General features: G+C 47.6%; 14 protein-coding genes, 3 tRNA genes and 1 riboswitch. Of the genes, 11 read left to right on the forward strand and 6 right to left on the reverse strand.

The window, feature by feature from the left end; genetic code table 11:
* Positions 1–12 precede the first annotated feature (12 nt).
* The 5 genes from VNK96_00660 (at position 13) to mrdA (ending at position 6,329) form a co-directional block, all read left to right on the forward strand.
* Positions 13–681, forward strand: a complete 669-nt coding sequence (locus VNK96_00660; protein ID HWP30230.1) for a sigma-70 family RNA polymerase sigma factor — start codon at positions 13–15, stop codon at positions 679–681.
* A gap of 14 nt (positions 682–695) precedes the next feature.
* Complete coding sequence (locus tag VNK96_00665; protein ID HWP30231.1) at positions 696–1,166, forward strand: hypothetical protein; 471 nt, start codon at positions 696–698, stop codon at positions 1,164–1,166.
* Positions 1,167–1,231: 65 nt separating this feature from the next.
* Complete coding sequence (locus VNK96_00670) at positions 1,232–2,206, forward strand: MucB/RseB C-terminal domain-containing protein (protein HWP30232.1); 975 nt, start codon at positions 1,232–1,234, stop codon at positions 2,204–2,206.
* 55 nt (positions 2,207–2,261) lie between these two features.
* Positions 2,262–4,526 (forward strand): PBP1A family penicillin-binding protein, encoded by a 2,265-nt coding sequence (locus tag VNK96_00675; GenBank protein HWP30233.1) that lies wholly within the window; start codon positions 2,262–2,264, stop codon positions 4,524–4,526.
* Positions 4,527–4,532: 6 nt separating this feature from the next.
* Entirely contained in the window at positions 4,533–6,329 is a 1,797-nt protein-coding gene (gene mrdA / locus VNK96_00680) for a penicillin-binding protein 2 (protein HWP30234.1), read from the forward strand.
* Positions 6,330–6,365: 36 nt separating this feature from the next.
* On the opposite strand, the gene VNK96_00685 is transcribed toward mrdA, so the two are convergent.
* The 3 genes from VNK96_00685 to VNK96_00695 are packed head-to-tail and all read right to left on the reverse strand — an operon-like array spanning position 6,366 to position 10,253.
* Positions 6,366–8,513 (reverse strand): O-antigen ligase family protein, encoded by a 2,148-nt coding sequence (locus VNK96_00685; GenBank protein HWP30235.1) that lies wholly within the window; start codon positions 8,511–8,513, stop codon positions 6,366–6,368.
* Positions 8,510–9,412, reverse strand: a complete 903-nt coding sequence (locus tag VNK96_00690; GenBank protein ID HWP30236.1) for a glycosyltransferase family 2 protein — start codon at positions 9,410–9,412, stop codon at positions 8,510–8,512. Before VNK96_00690 ends, VNK96_00685 begins: the two co-directional genes overlap by 4 nt.
* Positions 9,378–10,253 (reverse strand): glycosyltransferase family 2 protein, encoded by an 876-nt coding sequence (locus VNK96_00695; GenBank protein ID HWP30237.1) that lies wholly within the window; start codon positions 10,251–10,253, stop codon positions 9,378–9,380. Before VNK96_00695 ends, VNK96_00690 begins: the two co-directional genes overlap by 35 nt.
* A 249-nt stretch (positions 10,254–10,502) precedes the next feature.
* Between VNK96_00695 and VNK96_00700 the strand changes: the two genes are divergently transcribed.
* From VNK96_00700 to VNK96_00715, 4 genes are all read left to right on the forward strand, one after another.
* The gene (locus tag VNK96_00700) at positions 10,503–12,086 is read left to right on the forward strand and encodes an SH3 domain-containing protein (GenBank protein HWP30238.1); all 1,584 of its coding nucleotides are present in this window, start codon (positions 10,503–10,505) and stop codon (positions 12,084–12,086) included.
* 234 nt (positions 12,087–12,320) lie between these two features.
* Positions 12,321–12,396, forward strand: a tRNA-Glu gene (locus VNK96_00705).
* A 3-nt stretch (positions 12,397–12,399) separates the two neighbouring features.
* Positions 12,400–12,474, forward strand: a tRNA-Val gene (locus tag VNK96_00710).
* Positions 12,475–12,574: 100 nt separating this feature from the next.
* The gene (locus VNK96_00715) at positions 12,575–13,171 is read left to right on the forward strand and encodes a hypothetical protein (protein ID HWP30239.1); all 597 of its coding nucleotides are present in this window, start codon (positions 12,575–12,577) and stop codon (positions 13,169–13,171) included.
* A gap of 100 nt (positions 13,172–13,271) precedes the next feature.
* Here the strand turns inward: VNK96_00715 and panB are convergent, their stop codons facing one another.
* A complete protein-coding gene (panB, locus tag VNK96_00720) occupies positions 13,272–14,054 on the reverse strand; it encodes a 3-methyl-2-oxobutanoate hydroxymethyltransferase (protein HWP30240.1) in 783 nt (260 codons plus the stop codon).
* Between the two features lie 122 nt (positions 14,055–14,176).
* Between panB and VNK96_00725 the strand changes: the two genes are divergently transcribed.
* On the forward strand, positions 14,177–15,169 hold the full coding sequence (locus VNK96_00725; protein ID HWP30241.1) for a PEP-CTERM sorting domain-containing protein: 993 nt from the start codon (positions 14,177–14,179) through the stop codon (positions 15,167–15,169).
* Positions 15,170–15,346: 177 nt separating this feature from the next.
* Here VNK96_00725 and flgM read toward each other — a convergent pair whose 3' ends face one another.
* Complete coding sequence (gene flgM / locus VNK96_00730; protein HWP30242.1) at positions 15,347–15,622, reverse strand: flagellar biosynthesis anti-sigma factor FlgM; 276 nt, start codon at positions 15,620–15,622, stop codon at positions 15,347–15,349.
* Positions 15,623–15,663: 41 nt separating this feature from the next.
* A riboswitch (cyclic di-GMP riboswitch) is annotated at positions 15,664–15,734 on the reverse strand.
* Positions 15,735–15,891: 157 nt separating this feature from the next.
* Between flgM and VNK96_00735 the strand changes: the two genes are divergently transcribed.
* Positions 15,892–15,977: transfer RNA gene (locus VNK96_00735), tRNA-Leu, on the forward strand.
* 60 nt (positions 15,978–16,037) lie between these two features.
* Here the strand turns inward: VNK96_00735 and VNK96_00740 are convergent.
* Positions 16,038–17,810 (reverse strand): hypothetical protein, encoded by a 1,773-nt coding sequence (locus VNK96_00740; GenBank protein HWP30243.1) that lies wholly within the window; start codon positions 17,808–17,810, stop codon positions 16,038–16,040.
* Positions 17,811–17,869: the final 59 nt, after the last annotated feature.

Consider the following 17,869-nt stretch of genomic DNA (forward strand, 5'->3'; position numbering starts at 1 on the left):
GCTAAAACACCGGTGAACTCGAGGAGGGACTCTGCGTCCAAACTAAATGGAGCTTCGGAAACTGTGAACAGTGATGCAGGAGCCATAGGTTTGTCGCGAATCACGGGAAACGACCCCGATTCCTTAGGGGTGGATTTTGCACTGCTCAAAAGGTGCAAAACCCGTGATGTCGAGGCATTCGGGCTGCTCGTTGACCGGTATCAAGCGAGGGTACTCGGTTATATCCGCCGTATGGTTCCTCATCGCGAAGAAGCCGAAGACCTGGCTCAAGAGGTATTTCTCCGAGCCTTCAAAAACATCCATCGTTTCGACGGTCGCGCTTCTCTTGCAACATGGTTTTTCAAAATCGCAAACAATTTATGCATAGACAGAGCAAGGCACGAAAAACGTAAAGGAGAGACCCTCTCCATCGAACGTGATGAAGAGGCATTTTTGCAAGAAATTACCGACGAACGGTGGAACCCTGAGACTCGAGCGATTGCTGAAGAAATGAAAGAAATTGTCGAAATAGCAATACAAAAATTATCGGAGAAACTCCGCAGTGTGCTTTTGCTGCACGATGCAGAGGGATTGAGTTACGAAGAAATCGCGCAAGTGTTGCGCATTCCCGTAGGCACCGTGAAATCGCGATTATTTCTCGCAAGGGAACACTTGCAGGATGCAATCAAACAATATCTATAAGAGATTTATAAAAAATGACACGAAAAGAATTACAAGCGAAACTCGAAAAAGGCGAGCGGCTCACGCCTTTGGAAATGGCGTTCTTAGATACTTTCTTAGAAGAAGATACGAACGTCGTTCGTTGCGTGCAAAATCTAACTCGGGAAGAACCGAGCCTGGAGTGGCGCGCAAAACTGAATGAACGACTCTTGCAATTGTCTTCGAAAAAAAACAAGCCATTTCATCGCAGTTTCTCTTGGATGATAATATCTACATCGCTCGCCACAGCGTGCATTCTTCTTTTCATTGTTTTATCGAATAGGAACACGCCGTTACAGAACGAATTAGGAAAAGCGCTACTCGAATGGCACGAGGAAGCGGTCGCTTCGAGCATACTCCCCGACGGTGTAACACAACCGAATGCTTACGAAAATATCTCTAATAACACAAAGCAGGAAGACGACATCGAAGAATTACTTTATGGCTCTTCGAATTTAGAACTATGAGGGATGAACTCGTGAAGATTCGATTACCCTTTAAAATGGAATGCGAACTAATCATAAATAAAACGATGCCTACTTTTCAACACGGCGATTATAGAGGCTTTCGAAAATTTTCTTTCCCAAAATGTCTCGTACCATATTGTTTACTTCTCGTTGCAATTCCCGCAACAGCAAAAGACATCACACCAGAAGAGCTCCTTCAAAAAGTCCTGCGCGCACAACCGAAGTTGCGCTTCAGTGGTACGCGAAAAATCGAAACTATCGTTCGAGGCGAAAGGATTCGATTAAACGAATACATCTTACGATCAGGAATGAGATTGCGAATTACCTATCCCGAGGATTCCCCTCGCCATGGCTTTGTCGTGATACAAAACGGTAAGGAACGTTTAGAATACAATCCCCATACGAATCAAATCCTTCGCACTGTGCCGAAAAGACTCGAACTTTTAGAACGTTTAGGTCATCTTCGTGAAGCCGCAAAAAATAAGCGCATCACTGTTCGCGTATTCGATTCGGAACCTATCGCGAACCGTCCTACGCATGGCTTGCTCATTGCAGACAAACAGGGAAACATCGCACAGAAATACTGGATTGACAAAGAGACCGGGCTCATTCTCAAAGCCGTTCTTTTCGACAAAAGTGGAGCGGAGCATGCAAGTTTCGAATTTGTTCACGTGAACTACAATCCCATTATCAAAGAATCCGATTTCCAACTCAGAATAAACGCCCCGCGTATCGAGCCACGAAACCCTCGACCTGAATTTCGTGCACTCGCTCCGACCTGGCTTCCCGAGGGTTTTCGAGAAGTGGAGCGTCGTGTTCGCATGCATGAGAAGAGGCAAATCTTGATGATTCACTTTTCCGATGGCGTCCACCATGTCAGCCTCTTCCAATCCCCGGGCAAAGAACTTCCTCCGCTACCGCCAGGGGCTTCGCGGCAAGGAGTGAATATACGCAGAACGAACAGAAACAGCCTTTGGGTGGTTGCCATCGGGAACCTAAAGCCTGAAACCCTGGACAGGATTATTTTGTCTTTACGATAGGAAGCATCTTCGGAAGCAAGTTCTGCAATAATCAGAAAATCTCGCACCCTTTTACATGAAAAAGCCTAAACGACGCTGGATTCGTTGGGTGAAACGAGCCCTCTGGACATTCGCTGCAGTTATCCTGCTTACATTTATTTCAGGGTCGGTTTACGTTTATGCTCTCATGCGCTCTTTGGAAGGGCGGGTATCGCAACTCTCACAAATCGAGGCGGAACTGAGGCGCAACCCTACTGTGATTCTTGCCGACGATGGGACAGTGCTTTACACGATGGCTGCGGAATATCGTGAGCCTATTAGTTGGAACAATTTACCGAAAGTCGTTATCGATGCAACGGTTGCAGCGGAAGACAAACGTTATTGGGAGCACAGAGGGATAGATTTTTTGGCGATTCTTCGAGCGATGATCGTGAACTTGCGCTCGGGAAGCGTGCGCCAGGGGGGGAGCACAATCACGCAACAAGTTGCAAAAAGACTATTGACGACAAGCGAACGCACTTTGCGACGCAAACTCGAAGACGCATGTTTGGCTTTGCTCATCGAAAGACAGTACACCAAAGAACAGATTCTCACTCTTTATCTTAATCAAGTTTTCTACGGCTCTGGCGCATACGGAATCAAAGCAGCGGCTGACATTTATTTCGGAAAAGACGTCAGCAAACTCACCTTATCCGAGGCGGCGCTTCTTGCGCGAATTCCGAGGCGACCTTCCGAGGAAAATCCCTTCGTAAATCCCAAGGTGGCGAAAACCAATCGTGACCTCGTACTGAAAATCATGCTGGAGGAAGGAAAAATTACACAAGAGGAATACGAAAAAGCGATATCGTCACCGATTCGCCTGTCCCCTCGCCCCGCCACGCAAATGGGAATTCTGCGCGCGCCTTATTTCGTGACTTACGTTTTAGAAGAGATGCGCAAGGAATTTCCGAACGAAGACTTCGCAAGGGGGGGATATGTTATCGAGACGACGCTGAATATAAAAGCGCAGCAAGCCGCAGAAAAAGCAGTCGCGGATACTCTCAAGCGAGAGAGAAGGAGACGAGTGAGAGAAGGTGCGATCGTCGTCATGAACTATCGCGGTGAGATTCTCGCCATGGTGGGGGGGAGCGATTTTAAAAAATCGCAGTACAACATCATTACTCACGGACACAGGCAACCTGGTTCCGCCTTCAAACCCTTCGTTTATGCGGCGGCGATGGAATACGGAATCATCCACCCCCGTTCTGTCGTCTCGAACGCTCCGTTCGTCTGGCGCGACCCCTATACGGGAAAAGTGTGGAAGCCGAGAGGGGGGGGTAGCGGAGGTTGGGTGAGCATACAAACCGCCATCGTGCGCTCGATAAACGTACCGGCTGTTCACGTGATGCGTATGGTCGGCGCAGAACAAGTCGCAAAATTCGCTAAAGACGTTTTCGGTTTCCGCTCACCGTTAGACCCGGTTTTGCCGCTTGCGCTAGGGGCGAGCGCAGTGAGTCCTCTGGAAATGGCCGAAGGTTACAGTGTTTTCGCAACGGGGGGGAACCGTGTTACACCTTACGGAATCAAAAGAGTGTTAGGACCTAACGGACAAGTATTACGGGAATATGCCCCTCGAATCATTCCGAATGTGCTTAGCCCGGCGACTGCTGAACCGATGCGCGACATTCTTCGCCGTGTCGTGCTTTCTGGAACGGGGAGAAACGCTTCGGGTGTGCTCAATGCTGCTGGGAAAACTGGCACGACACAATTGCATATGGATGCTTGGTTTTGCGGATTTACCGATGAATTGATTGCTATCGCATGGGTTGCAAACGCAACCTACGATCCGAAACGAAACCCCCCCTGGAAATACGAGCCGATGGCAGGAGTTTTCGGGGGCCAAGTCGCAACTCGACTTTGGGCGGACGCCTTGAAACCGATCCAAAAAATAATCGGTGAAAAGGGAAACAACAAAACTCCGAAATTTTACGGAGGAAGCGAAGCTGGCGAAATTTCCGTTTCGATATGCACACTTAGTGGTGAGCGAGCGATACCGGGTGTTTGCGACGAGACAGAAACGAAACGGATGTCCGCTGCAGAAGCGAAGAAAATTCCGGTTTGCAGCATCCACCGCGAAATTCGAGAAGCTTCCCCGAAAGACGAAATTCGGGTAGAAGACGAAATGCCTTTGGAACCTCCTCCAGAATCCCCCCCTCCACAAGCGTCCGACGAAAAGTTTGTAACCCTCGAGATTTGCCCTGAATCCGGTTTGCGCGCAACGATATATTGTCCCGTAAAGAGACAAACGAAATTCCGTGCAGGCGAGGAACCCAAACTCTCTTGTACAATCCATGGGCAATAAAAAACCATGAAGCCGAATCGGAAACCCAGTGGACCCTATCTGCTCGATGCGAAGGTTAGGCATCGTGCGGATTTCACTGCGCAAATCGTTCCCGGTTTCGTCATTCTCGGCTTTGTAGTTCTGTTTTTGAGGCTTTGGTATCTTCAGGTCGTGAAGGGAGAAGAACTCAGCAGGCTCGCGATACGAAGCCGGACGATAGAAGAAGCGATTCCCCCCCCACGCGGTCAAATTGTGGACCGTGAAAATCGCCCCCTCGCCACGGTCGAACCCGCCCTCGCGGTGATGATTACACCGCACGAAATCATCCAGAAACCGGATGCAATTTCTCACCTCGCTAAAATCATCCAAGAAGACCCGAAAGAATTGCAAAACGCAATTCGAAATCACATGCATAGACGCTTTCTGCCTTTCGTCGAAAAAGTCGGTCTGCGAGAAAATCAAGCCATCGCAATCGAAGAGCAACGCGCGTTTTTGCCCGGTGTGTTCGTGCGTTCTTTGCCCGTGAGAAAATATCATCATGGCAAAGCATTAGCGCACGTGATTGGTTATGTCGGAGGTTTGGACGAAAAAGACATCGAACGCATCTTGGCAATAAGCAAAATGCTCCCGCCTTTCACCGGAAAAATCGGTATCGAGCGCGCTTACGACGACAAACTCATGGGAACTCCCGGCATAGAAGCAGTGGAAGTAGATAGTAGAGGCAAACCTTTACGACCTCGCACGAGCGAACCTCCCATCCCCGGTTCAAAACTCGTATTAACTTTAGATTTAGACCTTCAAGAATTCGCCGCAAGCGTGCTTCAGAACAAAAGGGGGGCGATAGTCGCTTTGAATCCGAAAAACGGAGAAATCCTTTGTCTTTATAGCAACGCTTCCTACGACCCCAACTTATTCGTGAAAGGAATCACCGCGGCGCAATGGGAACAACTTTCCAAAGACCCTCGCCTTCCTTTGCACAATCGCGCGATTGCCAGTGCTTATGCTCCCGGCTCGACTTTCAAACTCGTTACATTGATTGCCGGAATCAAAACAGGCGTAATCACTCCTTCGACCACATTCGTATGCAGGGGGGGATTGAAGGTCGGAAACCGATATTTTCGCTGTTTGGGAGTTCATGGGAGCGTGAATTTCGAACGCGCCATCGAAAAATCTTGTAATGTATTTTTTGCGGAAATCGCAACGCGTGTGCAGCGTCATGATATCGTCGAGGTCGCGAAAGAATTCGGTTTCGGAACTAAATTGGGAATCGACATTCTGGGAGAAAGCACAGGGACACTACCGAGTTCTGCATGGCTCGAGAAAAACGGAATCCGATGGTATTTAGGTGACAGTGTGAACCTTTCCATAGGGCAAGGTTATTTGGGGGGGACACCTCTCCAACTCGCGAATTACGCTTCGACAATCGCAAATAAGGGAATCGCATACAAACCTCACCTCGTGCGGAGCATCGTCCCATCTACCCCCGATCAGCCCCCCCAAGAAATCGAACCCGTTGTCTTTTCTAAACTGAATATAGACTCTTTGTGGTGGGATAGAATTACGAATGCAATGGTGCGTGTGGTAGACACGGGAACAGGACGCGCAGCGCACATCGAGGGTGTTCGTTTTGCAGGTAAAACAGGCACGGCACAGCAAAAACGCGGTGCTACACCTCATGCTCTTTTTATTGGGTTTGCGCCTGCAGACGACCCCGAAATCGCTATCGCAGTCGTTCTCGAGGGAGCAGGACAGGGGGGGCAAGTCGCCGCACCCATAGCCGGAAAAGTCGTGAGGTTCTATTTGCAAAAAATCGGCGCTTTGTAAAAGGCTTTTCAGCGAAATGTGCTTTTTACGAAATTCTTATTTCAACTTTTCCACTTCTGACCGAATCTCATCCGCTTTTTTATCGTTCCCTTCGCTTCGATAGAGTTCTATCAATCTCTCGGAAACCGAGAGCAATTCCGCATACAATTCCTGTATCTTTTCCGGCGTTTCGCTTGCGAGGATACGAGGTGCTAAGGATAAATCCCCCCCCGTAATCCTCATCAACTCCGTGTACGTTTTCTTTCGATAATCGGCAAGAATCCGAAATGCCCCCTCCAGCATCTCGATCTCTCTTCGCGCATCACCTTGTTCTCTCGCAATCTCAGCCAAGTATAAACGCGCAGGTAGAGTATCCGTATTCACGAGCCACGGCAAAGCATTGTAACGAAAATACTCCGAGTTCTCCATTTTCACAATCTCTTCTGCTTCTTTGCGCGCGTTCGCTGTATATCCTTCGTTTTTTAGAAACAGGAAAAAATCGGCTCGATAGCGAGGGTTATGAGGAGAGAGTTCGATTGCGCGACGAAAACTTTCCATAGCCTTTGTCTTTTCGCCCGCGAGGATTTGCGCTTCTGCAAGCCATGAGAAAGAAGCAGAACTGGGACGCAATTTCACCAAACGCTCGAAATACGACAATGCCTGTTTCGCCTTACTGCGAGAACCGGTTTCGTGCGCTTCGAATAATAGAGATTTTCCTGCTGTCAACAGTGGAATGGGATTTAAAGGAGATATTTTCGATGCGAATTCGAAACGCGAATAAGCGGAGTCTCTATCATTCGCGAAACGATATAAACCATCCGCGACGAAACCCTCCGCAGTCGCAGATGTTAATAGATACAGAAAAGCACCCAATGGAATTAAGACGAAAACGAACATCTGAACGAGTTTGCTCCACTGTTCTGGACGAACTCCATCCGCAGAAAGCAGAAGTCCGAGGCCCAGCAGTGTGAAGAAGATGACCGAAAAACCGAAATAACTGAAACTGGATTCGACCAAACCATTCGCCCCCCCAGCGGCTATAGAACCCAATATTCCGCAACGTAAGAAGTTGTTTTCCCATGAAACAGCGCGATGGGGCTGACCTACATATGTTAACCATCCTAACCCGAAAAGCAACATCATCGCTAAAGCGAAAAACCCTGCCTCCGCTGCCATCTGCAAATAAGCGTTATGAGCGAGACGAGAGCCGGGAATGGAGAAATATCGTGGATTCATTTCGGCAAACGTCCCGATTCCCCCCCCTGCAAAAGGTAATTGTTTGATCATATCGAAAGTTTCCTGCCATAATTTTATACGATAGCCTACGGATTGTTCTCCTTCTTGCGATGCTGTCGCAATCCTCATAGTCGGCTCTTTCCCTTCGCCTACCGGGATGTACACTAAAAAAAGTAAAACACCTAAGATCACCCCGCTCACGACAGAGACTCTCGCAAAATTACCCCACGGGAATTTTCGTGTTCGAAATGCCTCTCCTATCGCGAAAATTCCAAAAACGATTAAGCCAACTAATGCACTCAAAAGCCCCCCCTTAGATTGGGTTAACCAAAGCGCACAAAGAATCACGGCGAGTCCGAAAGAATAAGCGACGATTTTCGAAAGAGACTCGCCGGTTCGAATGATCGAAAGCGCAAGAAGTGCGGGCAAACTCAACGCCAATACCGAAGCCAATGCATTCGGGTTCTGCCATCCTGCGAAAATTCTCCAATTACTGACGCCCGATGTGATGTATTCGCGAACCCCGTCTACACTTACTATAAAAATCGAGATTCCAAGCACTTGCAGCGCCAACGTTGTTCCCTCTCCTCTTCCCAAACAAAAAATGCTCAAGAAAAGCACAAAAACATAAATCGTCCAGCGGGGGAATTCTAAAAGGGATTCATGCGGAAAAGAAGTGAAGAACAACGACAAGCCTAAAAGTCCCCACAAAGCGAACAAACTTACCGTAAGAAACGGCGCAGGCAAAGGGAGAACGCGTCTTTTATAAACCGCAGAGAAAATCCCGCATAGAACGAGAAAAGCAATAAGCGCTTGACCGATAGAGGGAACCATGCGCTCGACGAAGATTCGATAGAACCATTCGTCCGGCGCTATGGGGTCCGCGCCTAACGGTATTCGCCCCCCCAACCATGGAGAGAGTGCGAGCGCAGATAAGAAAAAAATCGTAGACCGACGTTCGGATTTCAAGCGCGTTTCAACCCCCGCACCACTGCGTGAAAAACATTCCTTAAAATCAAACTATTCTGCCGGAGAAAGAGAAAATCCCATGCCGCGAGGAGAACGAACGGACGAAACACGAAAGGAACGTTCTTCATATAATGTTTTTTATAAAATAAAAGCATACTGCGATGAAACTGACGTATCATTCGGTTCGCAGCCTTATCCGTGCTTCGCCCGATTGCGTGAGTGATTACCGCAGTCGGAAGATACACCACGCGATAATTCGATTGATGTGTACGGTAGCACAAATCTACGTCTTCCAAGTACATAAAAAAACGTTCGTCGAACCCCCCCAATCTTTCGAAAACTTCCCGCCTCACGCAAATCGCAGCGCCGCTCACCCAATCTACATCCTTCGCTTCGTCATGCGCCCAATCCTGCATTAAATACTCCCGTGTATAACGGTTCTTAGGAAACAATTTCCCTAAAATCGTATTACGGAAAAGCGCCGCTTGAGGAGTCGGAAATCTTCTGCAACTAAACTGCAAAGAACCGTCCGGATTGAGCAACTTCGGACCCAAAACCCCCACCGGAGGGTTCTCTTTCATAAATTCTACGATGTTTCGAATCGCATGAGGATGAACGATTGTATCGGAATTCAAAGGCATGAACAATTTGCCTTTAGAATAATGAAAATTCAAATTATGCCCCCCCGCAAAACCGATGTTGTAGCAAAGACGAATCAAACGCACCCAGGGGAATTCCTTTTGAACCATCTCCGCACTCCCGTCTATGCTCGCGTTATCCGCGACGATGACCTCGAAACGTGCTTCGTCCCTTACTTTCTCGAGACTCTGCAGACATGCGCGAAGGTCTTCTAAAGTATTCCAACTACAAATTGATAGGGTCAGGTCGAAATCCTGCATGAAAACCTCGCGCTCGAATAAAAGCGGCGATATATACCGCCGCTACGAAAAAAGGAAATAGAACGATATTCCATCCGTGAAAATACCACTTTCGATAATAACGAATCAGGCTTCGATGGGATTCCCATATCATCGCCTTGCGAACTCGACGAGTGCTCGCCCCACCGTGATGAATAACTCGAACCTCTGGCGAATAACGAATTTTCCATCCTCGCAACCTCATTCGATAAAGCAAATCCACTTCATTAAAAAAAATCGGAAACTGCTCGTCCATCAGCCCTACTTCCTCGATCGCTTTTTTCCGGAACATCAAAAACGAACCCATCGGTTGTTCGACATCCGCTTCTTTCGAGTAATCGAAATCCGGCATTCGGTAGGCGTTGAAGAATCGGCTTCTCGGAAAAAGATTCGAAAAACCGGTCACTTGCCAAAAGAGCGCTAATGGAGTCGGGAAACTCCGAATGCTTCGTTGCGTAGTTCCATCGGGGTTGAGAAGTCTTCCAGCCAATGCCCCCACCTCCATTGCCTCCTTCATGAGCCTCACTGCCTTCGATAAACTATCATCGAAAAATTCCGTATCGGGATTGAGTGTCAAAAGAAATTCACCTCGAGATTCTCGAAAACCCAAATTGTTCGCCGCCGCATATCCTATGTTTCCTGGAAGTGCAAAAAGACGCACCTCGGGAAACTCGAGCGAACACATTTCGGCAGAACTATCCTTACTACCATTGTCAATCACGAGAACTTCCCAGTCTCCATCTGGAGGATGTTTGAAAATAGACGCCAAACATCGTTGGAGATAATCCTTGGTGTTCCAATTCACGATGATGATGCTCAGCATGACGAGCCGGAGAGTTCCATCAAGCGTACCTCCGCCGCGGTTATTTGTTTCATTGCATTCTCCGTGGTAGCGCCGTAAGGCGCGACCTCTCAGGACCGCACGGAGGCGAAAAAACCTTCGAAAAGGGGCGCCTTAGGGGTTGACATGCCCATCCTAGATGGGCTAAGGTGTACGAGAATCTAGGCAGGTAGGCTACGAAGGAGGGAAAAACTGCGAAAGATAGTATTGAGCAGCATACTGACCCTAGTAGTGGGAAGCCTAGCCTTGGCATCCCCCAAAGGGAACCCAAAATCCTCGATAAATTCCCCTAAAAACTCCTCAGCTACAACCGTTTATGTCAAAAAGCCTGCGGTTCGCGTGAGGAAAAGCCCCTCGCTCGATTCCCCTGTTCTCGCGCAAGTAGATGCGGGGAGAAAGGCGAAGGTGTTGGCAGTCGCTGGGAAATGGGCGAAGGTGCAGTTTCCCGGAGGCACTCTCGGCTTTATCAAAAGGGAATTTCTCGGGACGAAGCCCCCGTCGACTCAGTCTTCCTCCAAGACAACCGCGCCAGAAAATAAAGTAACTCCGGCAAGTGGGAAAGTATTTATCAAAGCTACGAATGTCCGACTCCGTCAATCTCCTTCTATGAACGCTAAGTCCATTGCTGTCGTTCAAAAGGGACAGCCATGTTATCTATTGGGAACTCGAGGTTCATGGGCTAAAGTCAAATTCGCTACAGGAAAAACAGGTTACGTGCGGAGAGATTTCATCGCAAGAGCCACAGCGAATATTAATCAAAAAGCGAATATCAAGCAGAATACGAGTTATCGAACTCTTGTCGTCCACAAAGGCGATAACGATTACAAGATTGCAAAACGCCTCGGAGTTACGGTTTCCGCACTCCACAGCGCAAATCCGGGAGTGAAATGGTCTCGCCTGCAAATTGGACAGACATTAAAAATCCCTTCCAAAGTTGGAAAACCATCATTCAGTGCATCCGGTGAAAAGATCAACTACATTCCTACACGCTTAGCAAAAATCAATCGCCCTGATGTAAGCATACGAAAAGGTCCTAGCACAAGCACTTCGCGTGTGACCAAGGTCAATATCGGAACGGTTGCAACCATCCTCGGTCGTTCTGGAGCTTGGTACAAAGTAAAGTTTCCGAAAGGAACCATCGGTTACGTGCGTGGCGATTTTCTAAACCCATATTACAACCGAGCATCCGGAAGCAGAAACACAAAATTTTTAGCAACCAACAGCAAAGGCTCTAAACGGTCTGCGAAATGGGATTCCTCTTCACTCAGCATCGTAGACCGCGCCATGTCTCTTTTAGGGACTCGCTATCGGTATGGGGGCACAACCACGAGGGGATTCGATTGTTCAGGATTCGTTTATTACTTATATAAAACCACGAAGGGTGTGACTCTTCCCAGGCGTTCCAGAGACCAAGTATCCGTCGGAACGCCAGTGAAAAGGAGCGAATTGAAACCCGGGGACATCGTTTTATTCCGCACGGGAAGAAGCCGAAAAATCAATCACGCGGGCGTATACATCGGGAATGGGAAGTTCGTTCACTCGAGTAGTGCGCGCGGGCAGGTGAAAATAGACAGCCTCGATTCCGGATATTACAAAGGAAGGTTGGTGGCTGCGAGGCGCTTAGTCACGAAAGGTGAAAAGAAATCCGCTTCGAAACCATCTCCAAAAATAGCATCGAAATCAGAAGAAAAACCCAAGCCTACTTCCTTGCCGAAAAAAGAAAATTTAACGGCTGCAACGCCTAAGCCCGAAACGAAAGAAACCTCCAAAGATGGCGAAGCGAAAGCCGAACCAACGAAAAAAGACAAAGAGTAGGAGTGCTGTAAGGCGCGATTTCTCACCCCTCCCTAAAAGGTTTCCGCCAGCTTCTCAGGGAACCCGTTATGAGAGAAAAGAGCAATGATTTTCTGATCTCATAAGAGTGCTGTAAGGCACGATTTCGACAAAAGAAAAGGATAATTTTCGGTCATAATTTCTGTTGTTCTTCAAGGTTGGAAGTTGACCGACGACTTGCCAACATAAAACTCTAAAATTACGTTGAAAAAAAATGGCCCGGTCGTCTAGCGGTTAGGACATCGCTCTTTCAAGGCGAAGGTCACGGGTTCGAATCCCGTCCGGGCTACCAATTGGGCGAATAGCTCAGCGGTAGAGCGCCTCCCTTACAAGGAGGATGCCGGGGGTTCGAGTCCCTCTTCGCCCACCATCTCCCGCCAAATTGAGGTCATCTTCTTGTACGAATCTTCTCTTCGAGAGAACAAACATCTTTCCCGAGCGTTTAAAGTAAGAGACATAAGGAGAAGAACATGAAAAGTTTATTGATGATGGCTGTCTTCCTGTTGATGTTCTCGACTACGCAGCAGGCAAATGGGCAACTCGATTCCGTCGTAGTGAATGGAAAAGTCGTCGGCGTGATGACGGAAGAAGACGTCCGATTGCTCGTGAAAATTAACGGTGGTTCTACGTTTCTCGTTCGGGTAGCCCCTACAAGTTATTTGCGAGAACGCAATTTTGTTTTCAAAACAAACGAAAAAGTAACTGTCGAAGGGTTCTTGGTGAAGAATGTGATATTCGCGCAAAGAATCACTACCTCGCAAGAAACTATAGAAGTGCGCGATGCTCGAGGACGCGGGTTCTGGCCCGGAGCGTCGAAAGAAGAGCCAGCCCCCCCATATTGGCCGAGCCCATGGTCCGATGAAAACACGGGATGGATTATGGGTATAGAAGAAATACGCACATGGATGCAATGGAACGCTTCCGACTCATACCAGTATGGAAACGCCATGCGCGTTTGGGGCGACGGTACGATTATACAAACTTCAGGCGGACCGATTCTCTTCGGTAAAACTTATCAGCAACCCCTATTAGTCCTTTCACCGCGCATTTTCACTTATTACCGCTAACCCCATCCCTTTTTAGATTACATTTAGCCCCCACCATTACAGGTGGGGGCTAATTTGGATTTACTCTTCGAGTTAGACGCAGAGAAAATCTCGCTCGAAATTAAAAACTATTCTCTTCCGTAGGGAAACGTTTCGCCCGAACATCTGCTGTATATTGCTTCAAAGCCTCTGTGCACAAATTCCAACTCTCCAAGTACCGACGCGTGTGTTTGTAAGGCTCTTCCGGTGAAAAACCTAAAAGGTCGTGAAAGACCTGAATCTCGCCGTCGCAATGCGGCCCTGCTCCGATGCCAATCGTTGGGACGGGAATCTCTTTCGTAATTCGCTCTGCAACGCCCATAGGAACCATCTCTAAAACGATGCAAAATGCCCCCGCTTCTGCAATAGAATGCGCTTCTTTCAAAAGGCAATCCGCTTTCTCCCCTTTACCTTGCACGCGAAACCCTCCGAACACGTTCACGCTCTGCGGTGTCATGCCGATATGTCCCATCACAGGAATCCCAGCACGCACCAAACCTTCGATCGCTTCTGTATACGCCCCTTCCAATTTGACCGCTTCGGCGCCAGCCTTGATCAATTCTATTCCCGAACGAATCGCTTCTTCTTTGGAGACTTGAAAAGAACCGAACGGCATATCCGCGGCGAAAAGAGCACGAGAACAACCCTGCCTCGCTGCTTTTACATGATGAACCATATCCTCCAAAGTAACGGGCAGTGTGTTTTCGTACCCTAACACGACATTTCCCAACGAATCGCCTACCAGAATCAAATCCACCCCTGCTGCATCCGCTATACGCGCGCTGGGGGCATCGTATGCAGTAACACAGACAATCCTCCCTCCCTTCATAGAGCGTATCTTCGGAGCCGTTATTTTTTCTGCCATAACAAAAGAGTTTACTTGGAACTATCTCTTGGCATAACACCGGATATCGAACAAATCGAAAAATGGATTTTCATAAACGAGGAGATTTAGATATATAATGAAAAAAAATCGAGGAGAGAGGTATGAAAAGATTTTTGACCGTATTGGCGACCTTACAAGTCGCTTTCTTATTTACGACAAGTAAAGCAAGCGTGCCCAAAGAACAGGCTTTCGCGGATGACAAGGTCCTGAATTCCGTCGTGAGAATCCTTTACGCCGCGGATAAAGATGGAAAGAATGGTCTCTTTTCCGGAACAGGAAGCATTATCGGCAAAGGAATAGTCAACGGAAACTACATGCTGTGCCTTCTCACAGCCGACCACGTGCTTACCGATGATTGGGGAGACTTGGATAAGGGATTGGCGTTTGCTTTCGGTAATGCGAAACCACCCGGAAACAGTGATGGGACTCTCCTCGATACTAAACTTATTTTCAGATGGGGACCTGATAAGAAAAAGCCATGGGATTTAGCAGTTGCAGGTGCAAAAGTAAGCAAAGAAGACTTCGACAAAGCTTTGGTTCGCGAATTGGCAATAGAGAAAAACGATAAGGCTGAATTCACTTTGGTCGGATTCGGATTGACGGGAGAGAAATACGTCGGTGACCCGAGAGGAGCCTACGATATGGAAGCGAAGTCGAGCGGAACACAGCGTTGGATGAACAACAAACGCGTTTCTATAACTGCGGATTTCACTCCGAATTACAAATACAACAAAATCAAATACGTTTTCAACAATATGGAATGGCAGCTAAACCCTTCAGAAGGTCTAAATAAAGGGGATTGGGTTGCAGGAGAAGGATACAGCGGTAAAGGTGATTCCGGTGCGCCTTATTTTTCCTCAGGGCGTGACGCAGAAGGCAAACCTTTTACGGACAAGATCATCGGCGTCCATGCATGGGGTCAAGAACGACAAGGACTCATTCTCTGGGGCGCTGCAGCAGGTGGAGTTTCTTTTACGGACACAGAAGTGAAGTGGATTCAAGAAAAATGTGCGGCAATCGTTCCCGAACCCGCTACGATTTTAGTCCTTGCAACATTCGTAGGCGGATATTTACTAAGACGCGCGAAAAAATAAGCGAATTATTTTTCTAAATCGTCCTAACTTCTGCGCAATAACACTCCAACATGTAATTCGAGAACGAGAGATCATTATTTAGAGTTTGGAACGAAGCCAAAACTCGAAAAAATCCCCTATTCTCACGAGCAGGTAAAACCTGCGGATGCGCAAGCGCTTTTCGATCTAATTTTCGATTTAATCTGCTTGATCCGCGATCATGCGGCGAATCATCGCTTCGACGATATCTTCAGCACTTACTTTATATTCTCCACGCTCGATTCGTGCACGAATCTCTTCGACGAGTTCGGCACGAACATCCGGCATTGCGAGAATTTCATCACGCAATTGACGAATGAATCGGGCGTCCTCAGAGACGTTCATTTGATGGCTAAGTAAAGTGGGCACATTGGGCTCCGAAGTTCTTTTCTTCTCTTCTAAAACCTTAAGTACTTGTTCTTTTGTTATTCTCATGACTGTCCATCCTCTTGCTGGTAACTCTGGCTCGATTCCGGACAGGCAACCGGCTGACTTCACAGTCCCTCTGGCTTTGCGCTCCCCCGCCGGGGGATTGCCTTTTTCTGTCTGAATTCCAATTCGGGGAAGGGTTACCCCATTCGGATTTTCGGCTAACCCAGCAGCTTTCTTTACCCCTAAAGATTGCTTGGTTTGGAACTTCCCGAAGGAACCTTCTTATCCTATTATGCCTTATAGGTAGAATAATCCTTCTAAAGAGCTGGTTAGCGCGGGTGGTGGAATGGTAGACACGCATGCTTGAGGTGCATGTGCCCGAAAGGGCGTGGAGGTTCAAGTCCTCTCCCGCGCACCATATAGCGATTCGCGCCTTACGCCGCTCCTACATTTTTGTCCCATCTTCAAAACGAGCGATTTACTTATCTTTATATCCGGGCAAATCATTGAGTTCGATGAAATACTCTATCGGTTCTTTTAACGCGCTCATGACGATGATGAAAGTTTTTGGCTTTTCGACTTTCAATATCCCGTATTTATTTTTTTCGTCAATGAAAAGCAATGGCAAATTCGTAGTTTCACCCATCTCATCGTGAATGGAATAGGCATACATCCAGTTCGATGACTTCCATCTCACGAGAAGCGGCTCATCCGGCTTTGCTGTGAATTTCCATACATGAACTTGGTTCCCTTCTAACCTTCCCTGCGCCGGAGCGCCCTTTTTGAATTCCTTGGCATGAAATACTTCACGAAAGACAGTATAGCGTCCCCCCCCTCCATTCCCGATCGATGAAATTGCCAATAAATAGCGACCGGGTTTTTTGAAAACGATGTTTCCTCTCAACCAAGTTTGGTCAGGCGGAGCTTCCGCACTCCATATTTCTCGAAGATCTGGGTCATAAACTATCGCTTTTTCAGCGAAGGCATCCGCCGTCGAGGAGAAGGTCATCACATCGCCCATATTCGCTTCGAAGGACCAATAATCCGTTTTTCCGATAATAAGCTTGCTTTCGAGGTTCGTATTTGCGATGAAATCTTTCGCAGCAGGTTTTATATAAAGTGTAAATTCTTTTCTCTCGGCGCTATACGCATTCGATGCAATCCAAAGATTTGCATCTCGCTTCATTAGAAAGACAGAAAACCTACTATCTCTCGCACGAGCGGGCAAAGTGATAAATGCTTTGGTTTGCGTTTCGCCTTCTTGTTTCGTTTTCGGAAAAAACGGATTCGACTCAGGATTTTTCAAGTCGTATTTAGAAAAGTCTGGCTGTTCCATAACGACGAGCCTCGAGCTCCAGTCGAGTTCAGGGAGAGACACTTCGAGAAATTCACCTGCTTTTACAGGAAGCGACCAGATGACGGGAACATTGGACTGAGAAACAGTCGTAATCGTTCCGTCTTTTCGTGACAACTTCGTCGGAATTAATTCTTTCGTACCAACTCGTATTGTTTTGTTCACCGTATAGACTTGCGCAAGCATATAGTAATCTCCATCCACGGGAGCAACGATAGCATCGCCAATCACTGGACGAAGAGGTTGTGCAAGATTGATATCCGGAAGCCCTGTCGGAGATATCACAAACGAAATGCTCGGAAATGTATACGTATTGTCTGGCATTTCGAAAAGAAATTTTTTAATTTGCCCGCGTTTCATAGAGATTCTGAATAAAAAAGGTGTAGAAGTCTCTATTTTTGCTTCCACCATTTTTTCTGAATCGAGGGAAATGGAATCATATATCTTGAAACGCAAGAAGAACTGTCCTCCGAATTTGTCGTTGAAGCATCGCGCGCGTAGCGCATAATTGCCTTCTTTTTCGCATCTCCAAAGCAACAATGGACGCTGGTCGCCAGGATAACGGTCGTCATTCGTAGCCAATACCTTTCCTCCTGCGTCAACGACTTCGAGAATCGGATCGAATGCATCGCTGCGTGCCTCTGCAATCACGACTTGACCTTCTTTCATCGTCATTTTCCATTCGCTGTATTCCCCCGGCGTGAGGAGATTTTTAATTTCATTTCCAGTCAAATACAATCTAAGCCTTTCTTCTATCTTATTAGCAGACTGCTCGTATACTTCTTGCAGAATGCCGCCTCCACCTCCTGCACCGTAAGCACCTCCTTCTTGTCCGAAAGCAACAGCGTTAACGACGCAACACGTAATGATTGTTAGAATATGAATACTTTGCTTCATTCCTATCTCCTCCTAAGATGGACGAATGCGCGCAAAAGACGTTACGATGCGATCAATGA

This window comes from Fimbriimonadales bacterium (assembly GCA_035559795.1).
GTDB lineage: Bacteria > Armatimonadota > Fimbriimonadia > Fimbriimonadales > ATM1 > DATMAR01.

What these genes read in the sequence shown, in the direction of transcription:
- VNK96_00665 (HWP30231.1), top strand. Translation starts at nt 696, where the DNA reads ATGACACGAAAAGAATTACAAGCGAAACTCGAAAAAGGCGAGCGGCTC.
- VNK96_00670 (HWP30232.1), top strand. Translation starts at nt 1,232, where the DNA reads ATGCCTACTTTTCAACACGGCGATTATAGAGGCTTTCGAAAATTTTCT.
- VNK96_00675 (HWP30233.1), top strand. Translation starts at nt 2,262, where the DNA reads ATGAAAAAGCCTAAACGACGCTGGATTCGTTGGGTGAAACGAGCCCTC.
- mrdA (HWP30234.1), top strand. Translation starts at nt 4,533, where the DNA reads ATGAAGCCGAATCGGAAACCCAGTGGACCCTATCTGCTCGATGCGAAG.
- VNK96_00690 (HWP30236.1), bottom strand. Translation starts at nt 9,412, where the DNA reads ATGCAGGATTTCGACCTGACCCTATCAATTTGTAGTTGGAATACTTTA.
- VNK96_00695 (HWP30237.1), bottom strand. Translation starts at nt 10,253, where the DNA reads ATGCTGAGCATCATCATCGTGAATTGGAACACCAAGGATTATCTCCAA.
- VNK96_00715 (HWP30239.1), top strand. Translation starts at nt 12,575, where the DNA reads ATGAAAAGTTTATTGATGATGGCTGTCTTCCTGTTGATGTTCTCGACT.
- panB (HWP30240.1), bottom strand. Translation starts at nt 14,054, where the DNA reads ATGGCAGAAAAAATAACGGCTCCGAAGATACGCTCTATGAAGGGAGGG.
- VNK96_00725 (HWP30241.1), top strand. Translation starts at nt 14,177, where the DNA reads ATGAAAAGATTTTTGACCGTATTGGCGACCTTACAAGTCGCTTTCTTA.
- flgM (HWP30242.1), bottom strand. Translation starts at nt 15,622, where the DNA reads ATGAGAATAACAAAAGAACAAGTACTTAAGGTTTTAGAAGAGAAGAAA.
- VNK96_00740 (HWP30243.1), bottom strand. Translation starts at nt 17,810, where the DNA reads ATGAAGCAAAGTATTCATATTCTAACAATCATTACGTGTTGCGTCGTT.